This window comes from Rahnella sp. 1L-D-7-B-C2, assembly GCF_057290995.1.
This window is the reverse complement of record NZ_JBXAVQ010000001.1, coordinates 611,058-627,306: the sequence shown is the minus strand read 5'-3', so window position 1 is coordinate 627,306 and position 16,249 is coordinate 611,058. Positions and strand designations below refer to the sequence as shown.

17 protein-coding genes, 3 tRNA genes and 2 other RNA genes are annotated in these 16,249 nt (G+C 51.2%); 20 read left to right on the top strand and 2 right to left on the bottom strand.

What is annotated here, in order from left to right:
* Positions 1-72: 72 nt before the first annotated feature.
* From sucC to pnuC, 20 genes are all read left to right on the top strand, one after another.
* Positions 73-1,239, top strand: coding sequence for an ADP-forming succinate--CoA ligase subunit beta (sucC, locus tag AC0Z7K_RS02820; protein ID WP_485612691.1), 1,167 nt, complete (start codon positions 73-75; stop codon positions 1,237-1,239).
* On the top strand, positions 1,239-2,111 hold the full coding sequence (sucD, locus tag AC0Z7K_RS02815; RefSeq protein ID WP_056771654.1) for a succinate--CoA ligase subunit alpha: 873 nt from the start codon (positions 1,239-1,241) through the stop codon (positions 2,109-2,111). The genes sucC and sucD overlap by 1 nt, the downstream gene beginning before the upstream one ends.
* Before the next feature lie 717 nt (positions 2,112-2,828).
* Entirely contained in the window at positions 2,829-4,397 is a 1,569-nt protein-coding gene (gene cydA, locus AC0Z7K_RS02810) for a cytochrome ubiquinol oxidase subunit I (protein WP_112168975.1), read from the top strand.
* Between the two features lie 14 nt (positions 4,398-4,411).
* On the top strand, positions 4,412-5,551 hold the full coding sequence (cydB, locus tag AC0Z7K_RS02805; protein ID WP_485612689.1) for a cytochrome d ubiquinol oxidase subunit II: 1,140 nt from the start codon (positions 4,412-4,414) through the stop codon (positions 5,549-5,551).
* A gap of 10 nt (positions 5,552-5,561) precedes the next feature.
* Positions 5,562-5,675, top strand: a complete 114-nt coding sequence (gene cydX, locus AC0Z7K_RS02800) for a cytochrome bd-I oxidase subunit CydX (RefSeq protein WP_013576433.1) — start codon at positions 5,562-5,564, stop codon at positions 5,673-5,675.
* Positions 5,675-5,968, top strand: a complete 294-nt coding sequence (ybgE, locus tag AC0Z7K_RS02795) for a cyd operon protein YbgE (RefSeq protein ID WP_485612686.1) — start codon at positions 5,675-5,677, stop codon at positions 5,966-5,968. Before cydX ends, ybgE begins: the two co-directional genes overlap by 1 nt.
* 138 nt (positions 5,969-6,106) lie before the next feature.
* Entirely contained in the window at positions 6,107-6,511 is a 405-nt protein-coding gene (ybgC, locus tag AC0Z7K_RS02790) for a tol-pal system-associated acyl-CoA thioesterase (RefSeq protein ID WP_112168972.1), read from the top strand.
* Positions 6,508-7,197 carry a Tol-Pal system protein TolQ gene (gene tolQ, locus AC0Z7K_RS02785; protein WP_056771666.1) on the top strand — a complete coding sequence of 230 codons (690 nt, stop codon included), beginning with the start codon at positions 6,508-6,510 and terminating at the stop codon, positions 7,195-7,197. The genes ybgC and tolQ overlap by 4 nt, the downstream gene beginning before the upstream one ends.
* Positions 7,198-7,208: 11 nt before the next feature.
* Positions 7,209-7,640 carry a colicin uptake protein TolR gene (tolR, locus tag AC0Z7K_RS02780; protein ID WP_413528266.1) on the top strand — a complete coding sequence of 144 codons (432 nt, stop codon included), beginning with the start codon at positions 7,209-7,211 and terminating at the stop codon, positions 7,638-7,640.
* Positions 7,641-7,755: 115 nt separating this feature from the next.
* Entirely contained in the window at positions 7,756-9,000 is a 1,245-nt protein-coding gene (gene tolA, locus AC0Z7K_RS02775; RefSeq protein ID WP_413528267.1) for a cell envelope integrity protein TolA, read from the top strand.
* 129 nt (positions 9,001-9,129) lie between these two features.
* Positions 9,130-10,422, top strand: a complete 1,293-nt coding sequence (tolB, locus tag AC0Z7K_RS02770; protein ID WP_413528268.1) for a Tol-Pal system beta propeller repeat protein TolB — start codon at positions 9,130-9,132, stop codon at positions 10,420-10,422.
* 47 nt (positions 10,423-10,469) lie between these two features.
* Positions 10,470-10,979 (top strand): peptidoglycan-associated lipoprotein Pal, encoded by a 510-nt coding sequence (gene pal, locus AC0Z7K_RS02765; RefSeq protein WP_056771674.1) that lies wholly within the window; start codon positions 10,470-10,472, stop codon positions 10,977-10,979.
* Positions 10,980-10,988: 9 nt separating this feature from the next.
* A complete protein-coding gene (gene cpoB / locus AC0Z7K_RS02760; protein WP_413528269.1) occupies positions 10,989-11,786 on the top strand; it encodes a cell division protein CpoB in 798 nt (265 codons plus the stop codon).
* Positions 11,787-11,983: 197 nt separating this feature from the next.
* Positions 11,984-12,059, top strand: a tRNA-Lys gene (locus AC0Z7K_RS02755).
* A gap of 68 nt (positions 12,060-12,127) precedes the next feature.
* Positions 12,128-12,203, top strand: a tRNA-Lys gene (locus AC0Z7K_RS02750).
* Between the two features lie 14 nt (positions 12,204-12,217).
* Positions 12,218-12,337: non-coding RNA, RtT sRNA (locus AC0Z7K_RS02745), on the top strand.
* Between the two features lie 67 nt (positions 12,338-12,404).
* Positions 12,405-12,480 (top strand) — tRNA-Lys (locus AC0Z7K_RS02740).
* A 14-nt stretch (positions 12,481-12,494) separates the two neighbouring features.
* A non-coding RNA gene (locus AC0Z7K_RS02735) (RtT sRNA) lies at positions 12,495-12,614 on the top strand.
* 295 nt (positions 12,615-12,909) lie between these two features.
* A complete protein-coding gene (gene nadA / locus AC0Z7K_RS02730; RefSeq protein WP_485612683.1) occupies positions 12,910-13,974 on the top strand; it encodes a quinolinate synthase NadA in 1,065 nt (354 codons plus the stop codon).
* Positions 13,975-14,013: 39 nt separating this feature from the next.
* Positions 14,014-14,736 carry a nicotinamide riboside transporter PnuC gene (pnuC, locus tag AC0Z7K_RS02725; RefSeq protein WP_413528302.1) on the top strand — a complete coding sequence of 241 codons (723 nt, stop codon included), beginning with the start codon at positions 14,014-14,016 and terminating at the stop codon, positions 14,734-14,736.
* Between the two features lie 58 nt (positions 14,737-14,794).
* On the opposite strand, the gene zitB is transcribed toward pnuC, so the two are convergent.
* Positions 14,795-15,745 carry a CDF family zinc transporter ZitB gene (gene zitB, locus AC0Z7K_RS02720; RefSeq protein ID WP_413528271.1) on the bottom strand — a complete coding sequence of 317 codons (951 nt, stop codon included), beginning with the start codon at positions 15,743-15,745 and terminating at the stop codon, positions 14,795-14,797.
* Positions 15,746-15,873: 128 nt separating this feature from the next.
* Complete coding sequence (locus AC0Z7K_RS02715) at positions 15,874-16,215, bottom strand: protein YbgS (RefSeq protein WP_485612682.1); 342 nt, start codon at positions 16,213-16,215, stop codon at positions 15,874-15,876.
* Positions 16,216-16,249 lie beyond the last annotated feature (34 nt).

Sequence of the window (16,249 nt, the reverse complement as noted above, 5' to 3'; positions counted from 1 at the left end):
TCGACCCACAGTGGCACGGTTCGCCGTGCCACTGACAAAGCCCTCCTACTGAATAAGAATGGATAGAACATCATGAATTTACATGAGTATCAGGCGAAACAGCTTTTCCTGCGCTACGGCCTGCCAGCACCATCAGGCTTCGCCTGTTCCACCCCGCGTGAAGCGGAAGAGGCTGCATCGAAAATCGGTGCCGGTCCGTGGGTGGTGAAATGTCAGGTTCATGCCGGTGGTCGCGGTAAAGCGGGCGGCGTGAAAGTGGTAAAAAGCAAAGAAGAAATTCGTGCTTTCGCTGAACACTGGCTGGGCAAACGTCTGGTAACTTACCAGACAGACGCACAGGGCCAACCGGTTAACCAGATCCTGGTTGAAGCGGCGACTGACATTGATAAAGAACTGTACCTCGGCGCGGTAGTCGATCGCAGCTCCCGTCGTGTGGTGTTCATGGCGTCTACTGAAGGCGGCGTGGAAATTGAAAAAGTGGCGGAAGAAACCCCGCACCTGATCCACAAAGTAGCACTGGATCCGCTGGCAGGTCCGCAGCCGTATCAGGGCCGCGAACTGGCTTTCAAACTGGGTCTGACCGGTAAGCAGGTTCAGCAGTTCACCAAGATCTTCATGGGTCTGGCGAACATCTTCCTTGAGCGCGATCTGGCGCTTATCGAAATCAACCCGCTGGTGGTGACCACTGCCGGTGACCTGATTTGCCTCGATGGCAAACTGGGCGCAGACGGTAACGCTTTGTTCCGTCAGCCAGAACTGCGCGAAATGCGCGACCACAGTCAGGAAGATGCCCGCGAAGCTCAGGCTGCGCAGTGGGAATTGAACTACGTGGCGCTCGACGGCAACATCGGTTGCATGGTGAACGGTGCCGGTCTGGCGATGGGTACCATGGACATCGTGAAACTGCACGGTGGCGAACCGGCTAACTTCCTCGATGTTGGCGGTGGTGCAACTAAAGAACGCGTGACCGAAGCCTTCAAAATCATCCTGTCTGATGAAAAAGTGAAAGCCGTCTTCGTAAACATCTTCGGCGGTATCGTTCGTTGCGACCTGATCGCCGACGGTATCATCGGTGCGGTGGAAGAAGTGGGCGTCAGCGTGCCGGTTGTGGTACGTCTTGAAGGTAACAATGCCGAGCTGGGCGCCAAAAAACTGGCGGACAGCAGTTTGAACATCATTGCAGCGACCAGCCTGACGAATGCGGCTCAACAAGTTGTCGCGGCAGTGGAGGGGAAATAATGTCGATTTTAATCAACAAGAACACCAAAGTTATCTGCCAGGGTTTCACCGGTAGCCAGGGGACTTTCCACTCCGAACAAGCCATCGCTTATGGCACAAAAATGGTCGGCGGCGTTACGCCGGGCAAAGGCGGCACTGAACATCTGGGCCTGCCGGTGTTCAACACCGTGCGTGAAGCGGTAGAAACCACCGGCGCTACCGCGTCTGTGATTTATGTTCCGGCACCGTTCTGCAAAGACTCCATTCTGGAAGCGCTGGATGCGGGTATTAAACTGATCATCTGTATCACCGAAGGAATCCCGACGCTGGATATGCTGGTCGTGAAGATGAAACTGGATCAAAGCGATGCGGTGATGATCGGGCCAAACTGCCCGGGCGTGATTACTCCTGGCGAATGCAAAATCGGCATCATGCCGGGCCATATTCACCTGCCTGGCAAAGTAGGCATCGTTTCCCGCTCCGGTACATTGACCTATGAAGCGGTTAAACAGACTACCGATTACGGTTACGGCCAGTCTACCTGCGTCGGCATCGGCGGTGACCCGATCCCGGGTTCTAACTTCATCGATATCCTGAAGCTGTTCCAGGAAGATCCGCAGACTGAAGTGATCGTGATGATCGGTGAAATCGGTGGTAATGCGGAAGAAGAAGCGGCTGCTTATATCAAAGCACACGTGACCAAACCGGTGGTGGGTTATATCGCGGGTGTGACTGCGCCGAAGGGCAAACGTATGGGGCACGCTGGCGCCATCATTGCCGGTGGTAAAGGTACTGCAGATGATAAGTTCGCTGCGCTGGAAGCGGCCGGTGTGAAAACCGTTCGCAGCCTGGCTGATATCGGTGAAGCAGTGAAATCTCTGCTGCCACAGTAAGTACGACATCACCCGCCAGTAAAATTCTGGCAGGCTGAAAGCTACAAAGATTCGACATGTTGGTCACCTTCGGGTGACCTTTTTTATTGCTGCTATAATGTTTAACAATAACTGATTTAAGTCATAATTATTAACAAAGCACGATGGGTTCATTAGAAATGAAAAGTTAATAAATAGGGCTTTTAAAGTAGCCAAATGAGTATTATTGCCAACCATTCAAACACAATTAATTAACAATAAAGTCATCATTAAAGTGTATTGAAACCCATCAGTAACATCCGGAAATATTTTTTTGTAATTTGCGTTGTTCAATATAGAAATAAACAATGAGATAGGCTTAAATTGCGTCAGATCAATTTCACCCGAAGAGGCAGATCTGAGCGCTAATTGACCTGTATGCGTAAATCCGCTTTGGGTCACTAAAAAACCTATTTATTGTGTGGAATTAGTGGCGTAACATATTGGCCCTGTAACATCAGTTTTTTGTATGTTTATTTTCCCCGACATTTTTCCTGTCCGCAAAGCCCTTTTGAGGCTTAAAGGCCGGTTTTTTATCGGGTATCAGAGTGCCTGCGAGCCGGCTTTACTCCGTCATATCGCAGACATTTCTGTTTTGCACACATTTGATTTGAATTCTGGTAGTCATGAGGCGTTCCGGGTGACCGATTCGTCAGAGATCGCAAGTTGGGGTCTTCCTCCGAGGAGCAAGGGGTCAAGATGTTTGATATCGTTGAACTGTCGCGTTTACAGTTTGCTTTAACAGCCATGTACCATTTCCTATTTGTCCCATTAACGCTGGGTATGGCGTTTTTACTGGCAATTATGGAAACGGTTTATGTGCTTTCCGGCAAACAAATCTATAAAGATATGACCAAATTCTGGGGCAAACTCTTTGCAATTAACTTTGCACTGGGCGTCGCCACCGGTTTAACCATGGAATTCCAGTTCGGGACCAACTGGTCATATTTCTCACATTACGTCGGTGATATCTTCGGTGCGCCTCTGGCGATTGAAGGTTTAATGGCGTTCTTCCTTGAATCTACATTAGTCGGCCTGTTCTTCTTCGGTTGGGATCGTCTGTCTAAAGTTCAGCACATGACGGTGACCTGGTTTGTTGCCCTCGGGTCGAACTTATCAGCATTGTGGATCCTGGTGGCGAACGGCTGGATGCAGAACCCGATTGCATCAACCTTCAACTACGAAACCATGCGTATGGAAATGGTCAGCTTCTCCGAGCTGGTCCTGAACCCGGTTGCGCAGGTTAAATTCGTTCACACCGTGGCGTCCGGTTATGTGACTGGCGCGATGTTCATTCTGGCTATCAGCTCTTACTACCTGCTTAAAGGCCGTGACATCGGTTTCGCGAAGCGTTCATTCGCTATCGCGGCAAGCTTCGGTCTGGCCGCTGTGCTCTCCGTGATCGTACTGGGTGATGAATCCGGTTACGAAATGGGTGACGTACAAAAAACCAAACTGGCTGCCATTGAAGCTGAGTGGGATACCCAACCTGCACCGGCCAGCTTCACGCTGTTCGGTATGCCGAATCAGGACAAAATGGAAAACGAATATTCTATTCAGATTCCATACCTGCTGGGCCTCATCGCAACGCGTTCCGTCGATACGCCGGTCACCGGTCTGAAAGACCTGATGGCGCAACACGAAGTGCGTATTCGCAACGGGATGAAAGCGTACACCCTGCTGGAAGAACTGCGTTCAGGTAACACTGACCCGAAAGTGCGCAGCGATTTCGAAAGCGCCAAGCAGGATTTGGGCTACGGTATGCTGCTTAAACGCTATACCGATAACCCGGCTGATGCGAGTGATGCACAGATCCAAAAAGCCACTAAAGATTCTATTCCACGCGTTCTGCCGCTGTACTTCGCATTCCGTATCATGGTTGCCTGCGGCATCCTGATGCTGGTGCTGATCGGTCTGTCCTTCTTCGCAGTTATTCGCGGCAAGATTGGTCAGAAACGCTGGCTGCACCGCGCGGTGTTCCTCGGCCTGCCATTACCGTGGATTGCTGTGGAAGCAGGCTGGTTTGTGGCGGAATACGGTCGTCAGCCTTGGGCGATTGGTGAAGTGCTACCGACTGCGGTTGCGCACTCTTCACTGACGGTAGGTGATGTACTGACGTCGATGATTCTGATTTGCGGCCTGTACACCCTGTTCCTGATCGCTGAGATGTTCCTGATGTTCAAATATGCACGCCTGGGCCCAAGCAGCCTGAAAACAGGTCGCTATCACTTTGAACAAACTCCAGCGCCACTTGAGCAAACTCGGTAAAAGGGAGTCGAAATATGTTTGATTATGAATCGCTAAGGTTCATCTGGTGGGTGCTGATTGGCGTGCTGTTTATCGGCTTCGCAGTCACCGATGGATTCGATATGGGCGTAGGCATTCTGGTGCGGATTATCGGCAAAACCGATACTGACCGCCGTGTAATGATCAACGCCATCGCCCCGCACTGGGACGGTAACCAGGTCTGGCTCATCACCGCCGGCGGCGCGCTGTTTGCAGCCTGGCCGATGGTTTATGCCGCGGCATTCTCCGGTTTCTACGCCGCGATGGTGCTGGTGCTGTGCGCCTTATTCTTCCGTCCACTCGGTTTTGACTATCGTTCAAAAGTGGATAGCGCACGCTGGCGTGGCATGTGGGACTGGGGCATCTTCATCGGCAGTTTCGTGCCGGCATTAGTGTTTGGCGTGGCATTCGGTAACCTGCTGTTGGGCGTTCCGTTCCACATTGATAACGATCTGCGTCTCTTCTACACCGGCAACCTGTTACAGCTGCTGAACCCGTACGGCATTCTCGCCGGTCTGGTCAGCCTGACCATGCTTATCACGCAGGGCGCAACCTATCTGCAAATGCGTACCGTGGGTGAATTGCATCTGCGCACCCGTGCGGCATCCCAGATTTCCGCGTTGGTGATGATGGTGTGCTTCCTGCTGGCAGGTATCTGGTTAGTCAAAGGGATTGATGGCTTCACCGTGACTTCAGTGATGGATCACGCGGGCCCGTCGAATCCGCTGCGCAAAACGGTCTCTCACGAAGCGGGCGCCTGGCTGGCTAACTTCAACAAGACACCGGGCCTGTGGGCTATCCCTGCGCTGGGCGTTATTCTGCCGCTGCTGACTATTCTGTTCTCACGCATCAACAAAGGTGCACTGGCGTTTATCAGTAACTCCCTGACTATCGCCTGTGTGATCCTGACTGCCGGTATCACTATGTTCCCGTTCGTGATGCCGTCGGTCACTGAGCCGAATGCCAGCCTGACCATGTGGGATGCGACATCCACGCTGCTGACGCTGAGAGTGATGACCGTTGTAGCCTGTATCTTTGTGCCAATCATCCTGATTTACACCTCATGGGCGTATTACAAGATGTTCGGTCGCCTCGATAAACACTACATCGAGAACAACAAGCATTCGTTGTATTAAGGAGAACACCATGTGGTATTTTGCCTGGATCCTCGGCACCTTACTGGCTTGCTCGTTTGGTATCATTACCGCGCTGGCGTTTGAGCACAGCGAAGCCAATAAAGCTGCCAAAGAAGAGAAGTAATGAGTGTGATCGCGGATAAGATTTACGCCCTCACCGATAAGGGCCCCTTACGGGCCCTTTCACTGGTGATGTCGCTGGTTCTTGCCGGCTGTATTTTTTGGAAACCGGGTATGTTTGCCTCGTCGACCAGTCAACTGGAAGTGTGGCACGGGATCATTCTGATTTGGGCGGTATGCGCAGGAATAATTCACGGTCTGGGATTTCGTCCGCATAAGCCAATCTGGAAAGCATTCTTTTGTCCGCTGCTTGCCATGATTGCTCTGGCTGCGGGACTTCTATACTTTTATAGCTGAATAAATACACAGATTTACACATAAATTCCTATGGGCCGTTCTGGCCCATAATTATTTTCAATACATCAATCCAACCCATTCCCAACCCCAGCCCTCTTGAGTATAGTAGTGCCGTCAAATTGCATTACGGGATGTACAGTGAGTAATTCGTTGTTCCGATGGCCGGTTCGTGTCTACTATGAAGACACAGACGCGGGAGGCGTGGTCTACCACGCTCGATACGTCGCCTTTTATGAAAGGGCTCGCACAGAGATGTTGCGCCAACGCAATTTTCACCAGCAACAGTTGCTGGGCGAACACGTCGCTTTTGCTGTCCGCCGCATGACGGTCGAATACTTTGCACCAGCTCGTCTTGATGACATGCTGGATGTCCAGAGTGAGATTACGTCCATTCGCGGAGCTTCTCTTACTTTTGCACAACGAATTCTTGATTCGCAAGGAAACCTTCTGAGTTCTGCGGAAGTGTTAATTGCGTGCATTGATCCACACCAAATGAAGCCACGAGCGCTTCCTAAGTCTATTGTCGCGGAGTTTAAGCAGTGACTGACATGAACATGCTTGATTTATTTTTAAAGGCCAGCATCCTGGTTAAGCTGATTATGCTTATCCTGGTGTGCTTCTCTGTCGCGTCTTGGGCAATCATCATTCAACGTACGAAAGTGCTGAATGCCGCCACCCGTGAGGCAGAAGCGTTTGAAGATAAGTTCTGGTCCGGTATTGAGCTTTCCCGTTTGTATCAGGAAAGCCAGGGCCGTCGCGAAACCCTGAGCGGGGCAGAGCAAATCTTCCATTCCGGTTTTAAAGAGTTCGCACGTCTTCATCGTGCCAACAGCCACGCACCCGAATCTGTGATTGAAGGTTCTTCGCGTGCGATGCGTATCTCTTTTAACCGTGAACTCGAATCCCTTGAAATGCACATTCCGTTCCTCGGTACTGTCGGTTCTATCAGCCCGTACATCGGTCTGTTTGGTACGGTCTGGGGGATCATGCACGCCTTTATCGGCTTAGGTTCTGTGAAACAAGCTACCCTGCAAATGGTTGCACCGGGTATTGCAGAAGCACTGATTGCGACGGCGATCGGTTTGTTTGCTGCTATCCCTGCGGTTATGGCGTATAACCGCCTCAACCAGCGTGTGAACAAGCTTGAGCAAAACTACGATAACTTCATGGAAGAATTTACGGCCATCCTGCACCGTCAGGCTTTCTCTCGCGAAACCAGCAGTAACTAAAGGGGGAGAGTATGGCTCGTTCACGAGGTCGTCGTAACCGTCGCGAAGGTAAGTCGGAGATCAACATTGTTCCGCTGCTGGACGTACTGCTGGTTCTGTTACTGATATTTATGGCAACAGCACCCATCATTACTCAGAGCGTGGAAGTGGATTTGCCAGACGCGACGGATTCCAAAGCCGTCTCCAGCGATGATAATCCGCCAGTGATTGTTGAAGTCTCAGGCGTCGGTCAGTACACCATTGTGGTGGATCATCAGCGTATGGAACAGTTGCCTGAACAGCAGGTTATCGCAGAAGCGAGCAGCCGTATTCAGGCCAATCCGAAGACAGTCTTTCTGATCGGCGGTGCAAAAGATGTGCCTTATGATGAAATTATCAAGGCGCTAAATATGTTGCATCAGGCCGGTGTGAAATCTGTCGGATTGATGACACAACCTATCTGAGGATAGGTAATTTGTAACACTTATTTGAAACCCGGCTTTCCCTGCCTTGTTAAAAGAGAACGACAGGCACTGAAGGGACCCGGGTTTTTGGTAATCCTGTCTTGGGAAATCTATTTTGGTAAAGGCAACTGCAACTGAACAAAACGATAAGCTCAAACGCGCCGTTATTGTTTCGGTCGTTCTGCATATCATCATTATAGGCCTGCTGATTTTGGGATCGCTGGACGAAGATACCAGCATGAGTGGCGGCGGTGGCGGTAGCGATATCTCCGCAGTAATGGTTGATCCAAGTGCCGTGGTCGATCAGTACAATCGTCAACAGCAGCAACAGGCTGATTCCCAACGTGCTGCTGCAGCACGTCAGAAAAAATCAGAGCAACAGGCTGAAGAATTACAGCAGAAGCAGGCCGCAGAGCAACAGCGCCTGAAAGAGCTTGAGAAAGAGCGTCTGCAAGCGCAGGAAGACGCGAAGCAGCAGGCTCAGGAACAGGCCCAGCAGCAGAAGCAGTCTGAACAAGCCGCTGAGCAGGCCAAAGAACAACAGAAACAGGCAGAAGCTGCCGCTGCACAAGCCAAGGCTGAAGCGGCGAAAGAAGCTGCCGTTCAGGCTAAAGCCGATGCTGCTAAAGAAGCAGCCAAAGCCCAGGCTGATGCACAGAAAAAAGCTGCTGCTGCCGAGGCGAAGAAACAAGCTGAGGCAGAAGCCACTGCCGCCGCTGCGGCTGCCAAGAAACAGGCAGAAGCAGATGCGAAGAAAGAAGCCGCTGCTGAAGCGAAAAAAGCGGCTGCTGCTGAAGCGAAAGCTCAGGCTGCTGCAGATGCCAAAGCGCAGGCTGACGCCGACGCCAAAGCTGCTGCCGATGCTAAAGCGGCTGCGGCAGCGGAGAAGAAAGCTGAAGCGGCAGCTGCCGCGAAAAAAGCAGCTGCAGATAAGAAAGCGGCCGCAGCTGCGGCGGCAAAAGCCGCTGCGGATGCTGATAATTTATTCGATGGTCTTGCTGATTCGAAGAACGCGCCTAAAGGTTCAACGGGCGGCGGCGGGGCATCTGCTCCGGCAGGGAAGGGAGCCAGTAAGAAAAGCGGTGCTTCCGGGGCTGAGATTGACGGGTATCTTGGTCAGGTTACAGCGGCTATTCAAAGTAAATTCTACGACAGTGGTTTATATGCGGGGAGGACCTGTGATCTTCGTATCAAGTTGGCTCCCGATGGTATGCTGATTAGTGTCACACCTGAAGGTGGAGATCCTGCACTATGTCAGGCTGCAGTTACCGCAGCTAAGCAAGCGCGGATCCCTAAGCCACCGAGTCAGGCAGTGTATGAAGTCTTTAAAAATGCACCAATGAGATTTAAACCACAGTAAAAGATGAAAATAATAACTTTTCAGAATTTTACGATAGATTGCAGTGTGTAATTCTAGTTTTGTATGCGTTGGTTTGTTAAAATTCTGCTAAATTATCGCGGGCAGATACGTCCAGATAAGGGAGATACAATGAAGCAGGCATTTCGAGTAGCGTTCGGCCTTTTAATGATGTGGGCATCTGTAGCACATGCAGAAGTTCGTATTGAAATTACCCAAGGGGTAGATACCGCCCGTCCGATTGGCGTTGTGCCATTTAAATGGGCTGGCCCGGGTACTCCACCTGAAGATGTCGGTGGCATCGTTGCTGCTGACTTACGTAATAGCGGCAAGTTTAATCCTATTGATGCATCCCGTATGCCTCAGCAGCCGGCCACCGCAGCAGAAGTCACTCCTGCCGCATGGACTGCTCTGGGTATCGATGCTGTGGTTATCGGCCAGGTTCAGCCAGCAGCCGATGGCAGCTACGTGGTATCTTACCAACTGGTCGATACCTCTGGCGCGCCGGGCACCGTACTGGCACAAAACCAGTATAAAGTGACCAAGCAATGGCTGCGTTATTCCGCCCATACCGCCAGTGATGAAGTGTTCGAAAAACTCACTGGTGTGAAAGGCGCATTCCGTACCCGTATCGCTTACATCGTGCAGACCAACGGCGGCAAGTTCCCGTATGAACTGCGCGTAGCGGATTACGATGGTTACAATCAGTTTGTCGTTCACCGTTCACCAGAACCGCTGATGTCCCCGGCCTGGTCTCCGGACGGCAGCAAACTGGCGTACGTGACCTTTGAAAGCGGCCGTTCTGCACTGGTTGTTCAGACACTGGCGAATAGCAGCATTCGACAGATTGCTTCTTTCCCACGTCACAATGGTGCACCTGCGTTCTCGCCTGATGGCAGCAAACTGGCTTTCGCACTGTCTAAAGACGGTAGCCTGAACTTGTACGTGATGAACCTTGGTTCTGGCCAAATCAGCCAGGTGACTAACGGTCGCAGCAACAATACTGAACCTACCTGGTTCCCGGACAGCCAGAATCTGGCGTTTACGTCGGATCAGGGCGGTCGTCCACAAGTTTATAAAGTGAATATTAATGGCGGTGCGCCTCAGCGTCTGACCTGGGAAGGCTCTCAAAATCAGGACTCTGACGTAAGTGCAGATGGCAAATTCCTGGTAATGGTGAGCAGCGCCAGCGGTACACAGCACATCGCTAAACAAGATCTGGCAACGGGAGCCGTTCAAACATTGACGGACACGTTCCTGGATGAAACGCCTAGCCTCGCTCCTAATGGCACCATGGTTATTTACAGCTCTTCACAGGGTCTGGGTTCCGTGTTGCAGTTGGTATCGACTGATGGACGTTTCAAAGCGCGTCTTCCGGCAACTGATGGACAGGTCAAATTTCCTGCCTGGTCGCCGTATCTGTGATGCATATACAACTATGTATGGCAAAAAATTATAAAAGGATCGAATAGATGCAACTGAACAAAGTTCTGAAAGGGCTGATGCTGGCATTGCCTGTACTGGCAGTCGCTGCTTGTAGTTCACACAAGAACGCAGACAACGACCAATCAGGTATGGGTCTGAACACCGGCGCTGGCACTGAAAACGCAAACATGTCTTCAGAAGAGCAAGCTCGTCTGCAGATGCAAGAATTGCAGAAAAACAACATCGTTTACTTCGGCTTAGACAAGTACGATGTGTCTTCTGAATTCGCTCAGATGCTGGATGCACACGCAGCTTTCCTGCGCAGCAACCCGTCTTACAAAGTGACCGTAGAAGGCCATGCTGACGAACGTGGTACTCCAGAGTACAACATCGCCCTGGGCGAACGTCGTGCTACTGCTGTTAAAATGTACCTGCAAGGTAAAGGCGTTTCTGCTGATCAGATCTCTATCGTTTCTTACGGTAAAGAAAAACCAGCTGTACTGGGCCATGACGAAGCGGCTTACGCCAAAAACCGTCGTGCCGTACTGGTATACTAAGAGAGTCGCATGAGCAGTAACTTCAGAACTCACCTGTTAAGTCTGTCGTTACTGGTTGGCGTAGCGGTCCCATGGGCCGCTACTGCCCAAGCGCCAATCAGTAATGTCGGCTCAGGCTCGATTGAAGATCGGGTCACCTCTCTGGAGCGTATTTCTAACGCTCACAGCCAGCTATTAACTCAACTCCAGCAGCAACTTTCTGATTCCCAACGTGATGCCGATACTCTTCGTGGTCAAATCCAGGAGAATCAGTATCAGTTGAACCAAATCGTTGAACGTCAGAAGCAAATGTATCAGCAAATGGACAGCCTAAGCCAAGGGTCTGCCGGAGCCGCCAGTACGGGCGCTGCCGCAGCCACGGGTGATGCGTCTGGTTCTGCTAACACAGCATCAGCGCCTGATGCCGGTGCAGCTCAGGCACCTGCAAGTACGGGTGATGTGAACAGTGACTACAATGCAGCTGTTTCACTGGCGCTGGAAAAGAAACAGTATGATGAGGCCATTGCGGCTTTTCAGAGTTTCGTCAAAAAATATCCTGATTCAACCTACCTGCCGAACGCGAATTATTGGCTAGGTCAGTTGTATTACAACAAGGGTAAAAAAGATGACGCTGCGTATTATTTTGCAGTCGTGGTCAAAAACTATCCTAAGTCTCCAAAAAGTTCTGACGCGATGTACAAGGTTGGGGTGATCATGCAGGAGAAAGGTCAGGCTGATAAAGCCAAAGCCGTCTTTACGCAGGTCGTAAAACAGTACCCAAATACCGATGCGGCAAAACAAGCTCAAAAACGTTTATCTGCAAAGTAAAACCCTATTCAGGTCCGGAAAATGTACATATCGTGCATTTTCTGGGCTTGAGTGTGTGAAGAACCAGCAGTCAGGCATCTTTATGAAAATTAAAGTTGCACTGAAAAGTTAAATAAGTAATATATGCCGCCGTTGCCCAGACAACTCCAAACGGCTCAAGCTGTTAGAGAATCAGGCAATTTGCAGCAAGTTTAGATGGGCCGTTAGCTCAGTTGGTAGAGCAGTTGACTTTTAATCAATTGGTCGCTGGTTCGAATCCAGCACGGCCCACCAATCTAAACAGCACGCAAGTGGATTGCACACCAACTGCAATTCACCAGGTAGTCAGAAGTATTCAGGAAGGGCCGTTAGCTCAGTTGGTAGAGCAGTTGACTTTTAATCAATTGGTCGCTGGTTCGAATCCAGCACGGCCCACCACTTTTCAAGTGGAATACAATATGAAGCAGTGCAGGATGAGAACCATAGGTTCGAGCCGAGCGAAGCGAGACGACAACGCGTAAGCGTTGCCCGCAGGGCGAGGCGAAGCCGAGTCAATCCAGCACGGCCCACCACTTTCAAGTGGAAGTCCTGAGTAAGTTTCTGAACGCCGAAGAGTAAAGTAACACAAAGTATTTAGATGGGCCGTTAGCTCAGTTGGTAGAGCAGTTGACTTTTAATCAATTGGTCGCTGGTTCGAATCCAGCACGGCCCACCACTTTTCAAGTGGAATACACTGTGAAGCAGTGCAGGATGAGAACCATTGGTTCGAGCCGAGCGAAGCGAGACGACAACGCGTCAGCGTTGCCCGCAGGGCGAGGCGAAGCCGAGTCAATCCAGCACGGCCCACCACTTTTAAGTGAAGACATCTAAATCTAAGAATTCAGGAAAAAGCGCCTTTTGGCGCTTTTTTCGCATCTGAGCCTCTAAACTTCTTTTTATCCCATGCGCAATTTTCCGCGCAGCGTACCAAAACCTGTCAAATTTAAGTCTGGTAAACATTTTTAGCTTAACGGCGAAAATACCGACGACTTTCCTCCTGTTTTACGTTATTTTGTTTAGCATACAAAACCACTCTGTTTCTGATTGAATCCAGGGGTGGCTTCCAGCCTTCAGGCACGACGCCTGACTGAATGAGATGATGAGTATGAGCGAAACATTGGATCTGAATGCGACGGTATATCCTTTTCCGCCGAAGCCCGCTGTTCTAGATGCAGACGAAAAAATTTTCTATAAAGAGAAAATTAAGAAACTGCTGAAGGAGCGTAATGCCGTAATTGTCGCGCATTACTATACCGATCCTGAAATTCAGGCGCTGGCAGAAGAAACCGGCGGTATCGTGGCAGACTCACTGGAAATGGCACGTTTCGGCAGCCAGCATCCGGCGTCGACTTTGCTGGTGGCCGGTGTGCGTTTTATGGGTGAGACGTCTAAAATCCTCAGCCCGGAGAAAACCGTGCTGATGCCGACACTCCATGCAGAGTGCTCGCTGGATCTCGGTTGCCCTGAGCAGGCATTTTCGGATTTTTGCGACAGTCACCCCGATCGTACCGTAGTGGTCTACGCGAATACCTCCGCTGCGGTTAAAGCGCGGGCAGACTGGGTGGTGACCTCCAGCATCGCCGTCGAATTGATTGAGCATCTGGATAGTCTGGGGGAGAAAATCCTCTGGGCACCGGACCGGCATCTGGGTAATTACGTGCGTAAACAGACCGGTGCAGATGTGCTGTGCTGGCAGGGCGCCTGTATCGTCCATGACGAGTTTAAAACTCAGGCCCTGACCCGAATGAAAGGTTTGTACCCAAACGCCGCTGTGCTGGTGCATCCAGAGTCTCCACAGGCGATCGTCGACATGGCTGATGCGGTAGGGTCGACCAGCCAGCTGATTCAGGCGGCGAAAACACTGCCCAACAAACAGCTGATCGTGGCGACTGACCGGGGTATTTTCTACAAAATGCAGCAGGTGTGTCCGGATAAAGAATTATTCCAAGCGCCGACGGCGGGTGAAGGCGCCAGCTGTCGTACCTGTGCACATTGTCCGTGGATGGCGATGAACGGCCTGAAAGCCATTGCGGAAGGCCTCGAGCACGGCGGCGCGGAACATGCTATTGAAGTGGATGAGGCGCTGCATGTGAAATCTTTGATCCCGCTGAACCGTATGCTGGCGTTCGCGGCTGATCTCAAACTGCGTACTCAGTCTAAAATGCTGTAAGCCAAAGCTTTGTAATTGACGAAAGGAAAGGACGAGATGATGGATTTTTTCAGTACCAGCAATATCCTGGTGCATATTCCGCTGGGGAAAGGCGGCTATGACCTGTCATGGATCGAAGCGATCGGAACTATTTTTGGTCTGTTGTGTATCTGGTTCGCCAGCAAAGAGAAGCTGATCAACTATCCGTTTGGCCTGATCAACGTTACGCTGTTTGCGATCATTTTCTTCCAGATTCAACTTTATGCCAGCTTGCTGCTGCAAGTATTCTTCTTTGGTGCCAATATTTACGGCTGGTACGCATGGAGCCGCCAGACGGCAGATCAACAGGCTGAGCTGCAAATTCGCTGGTTACCGCGCGGAAAAGCAGTGCTTTGGGGCGTGATTTGTGTCGCTGGCATCCTGCTGATGACCTTCAATATAGACCGTGTGTTTGCCGCGCTCACGCTGCTGGCCGTTAACCTGATGCAGGCGCTTGGGCTGAATGTACAGATGCCCGAGCTGCAGCCTGATGCATTCCCGTTCTGGGATTCATCAATGATGGTGCTGTCGATTGTGGCAATGCTGCTGATGACGCGCAAATACGTCGAGAACTGGTTGCTTTGGGTGGTGATTGACGTCATCAGCGTGGCAATTTTCGCGTATCAGGGAGTCTACGCGATGGCGCTGGAGTATGTTCTGCTGACGCTTATCGCGCTAAATGGTTCCTGGCTGTGGATCAAAAGCGCGAAGCAAAACGGTTCGCTACCGCTACAAACCGCCTGATTGCCTGCCAAAAAAACGCCTCCAATCCGGAGGCGTTTTGCGTTATGAAACATGTCAATCAATGATGCGCATGGCTATGACCGTGATGATCATGTCCGCCGCTCGTGACAGGCACTTCATTGATCTCACAATCGGGCGTTTCACAATGACCGTATTCCATCTGGACAGTCGCATGACCTATGCGGCATTTCTCGAGCAAATGATGCTGAATGCGTCCAAGCAGCGCATCATGGTCATGCGGTGGTACCACCTGAACATGCAACGTCATCAGCCGCTGTTCACCAATTTGCCAGACGTGAACATGATGCACGTTTCGTACTTCAGGAATACTGCGCGATAAATCCTTACGCAGCTCATCGATATCGATCTCTTCGGGCGTGCCCTCGAGTAATTCGTGAAAGCTTTCACGTAGCAAGCGCCACGCATTATTCAGAACTAAACACGATACCAGCACCGACAAAATGGGGTCGATCGGCGTCCAGCCGGTGTACATAATGATCAGCGCTGCGGCGACCGCACCAATTGAACCAAGCAAATCCCCAAGCACGTGAAGCGCTGCGGCCCGCACGTTGATATTGGCTTTCTCTTCCCCCTGATGCAGCAGCCAGAACGCCAGAATATTGGCGAACAGCCCGGCGATGGCGATCACCAGCATCGTGGTGCCCATAACCGGTTGCGGGTTGAAGAAACGGGCGATAGCTTCCCAGACAATCAGCACAACGATCACCAGCAGTGCAGCCGCGTTCACGAAGGCCGCCATGGTGGTCAGGCGCAGATAGCCAAAGGTATGGCGTGAGTTAGGCTTACGCTTTGCGAAACGCACCGCCATCAGTGCGACAAGCAGCGCAGCGGCATCGGTCAGCATGTGCCCGGCATCGGCCAGCAGGGCCAGTGAGCCGGAAATCAGACCACCGATCACCTCGGCGACCATAAAAGTGACGGTAATCAGGAACGCGAGCAGCAGTCGCCGACTGTTTTTATCCTGAGGTAAAAATGATGATGCAGACATAATTGTATTCACAAAAATGATGAATAGAGGCAATTACAATAACGTAATCATGACGTGTTGCAAGAAGGGGGCAGGGCGAAAAAAGAGGAACCGAAGTTCCTCATGATGCTTTGCTGTAAGGGCGAGGTTTAATTACCCGTAGCTTTAGACTGGTTAGTACCTGGAACCTGATCCGGGCAGCGGCCGTCCTTACACATTGCTTTTTTATGATCGACCGTTTTCTTGCTCATGTCATGATGCGCTTTATCCGTCGTTTTGTGAGTCTTTTTATGGACTTCATTAACGGGTTGGCCGGTTTCATTGATTTTGCTGTTATCAACGCCATTAGGCGCAATTTTCTGAATTGAGCCTGGGCTGTCGGACTGATTAGCTGCGCCGTTATTAGAACCAGCATCGGTGCCTGCTGCAAGCGCGGCACCTGAAGTCAGGGCCAGAGCTGCGGTAAAGAATGCGATTGCGAACTTATTCATATTGTCATCTCCATTGTTACAGAAGGATCCGTCG

Bases quoted from the DNA above. Each gene is read 5' to 3' on its own strand.
- sucC (WP_485612691.1), top strand. From the start codon at position 73: ATGAATTTACATGAGTATCAGGCGAAACAGCTTTTCCTGCGCTACGGC.
- sucD (WP_056771654.1), top strand. From the start codon at position 1,239: ATGTCGATTTTAATCAACAAGAACACCAAAGTTATCTGCCAGGGTTTC.
- cydA (WP_112168975.1), top strand. From the start codon at position 2,829: ATGTTTGATATCGTTGAACTGTCGCGTTTACAGTTTGCTTTAACAGCC.
- cydB (WP_485612689.1), top strand. From the start codon at position 4,412: ATGTTTGATTATGAATCGCTAAGGTTCATCTGGTGGGTGCTGATTGGC.
- cydX (WP_013576433.1), top strand. From the start codon at position 5,562: ATGTGGTATTTTGCCTGGATCCTCGGCACCTTACTGGCTTGCTCGTTT.
- ybgE (WP_485612686.1), top strand. From the start codon at position 5,675: ATGAGTGTGATCGCGGATAAGATTTACGCCCTCACCGATAAGGGCCCC.
- tolR (WP_413528266.1), top strand. From the start codon at position 7,209: ATGGCTCGTTCACGAGGTCGTCGTAACCGTCGCGAAGGTAAGTCGGAG.
- tolB (WP_413528268.1), top strand. From the start codon at position 9,130: ATGAAGCAGGCATTTCGAGTAGCGTTCGGCCTTTTAATGATGTGGGCA.
- pal (WP_056771674.1), top strand. From the start codon at position 10,470: ATGCAACTGAACAAAGTTCTGAAAGGGCTGATGCTGGCATTGCCTGTA.
- cpoB (WP_413528269.1), top strand. From the start codon at position 10,989: ATGAGCAGTAACTTCAGAACTCACCTGTTAAGTCTGTCGTTACTGGTT.
- nadA (WP_485612683.1), top strand. From the start codon at position 12,910: ATGAGCGAAACATTGGATCTGAATGCGACGGTATATCCTTTTCCGCCG.
- pnuC (WP_413528302.1), top strand. From the start codon at position 14,014: ATGGATTTTTTCAGTACCAGCAATATCCTGGTGCATATTCCGCTGGGG.
- zitB (WP_413528271.1), bottom strand. From the start codon at position 15,745: ATGTCTGCATCATCATTTTTACCTCAGGATAAAAACAGTCGGCGACTG.
- AC0Z7K_RS02715 (WP_485612682.1), bottom strand. From the start codon at position 16,215: ATGAATAAGTTCGCAATCGCATTCTTTACCGCAGCTCTGGCCCTGACT.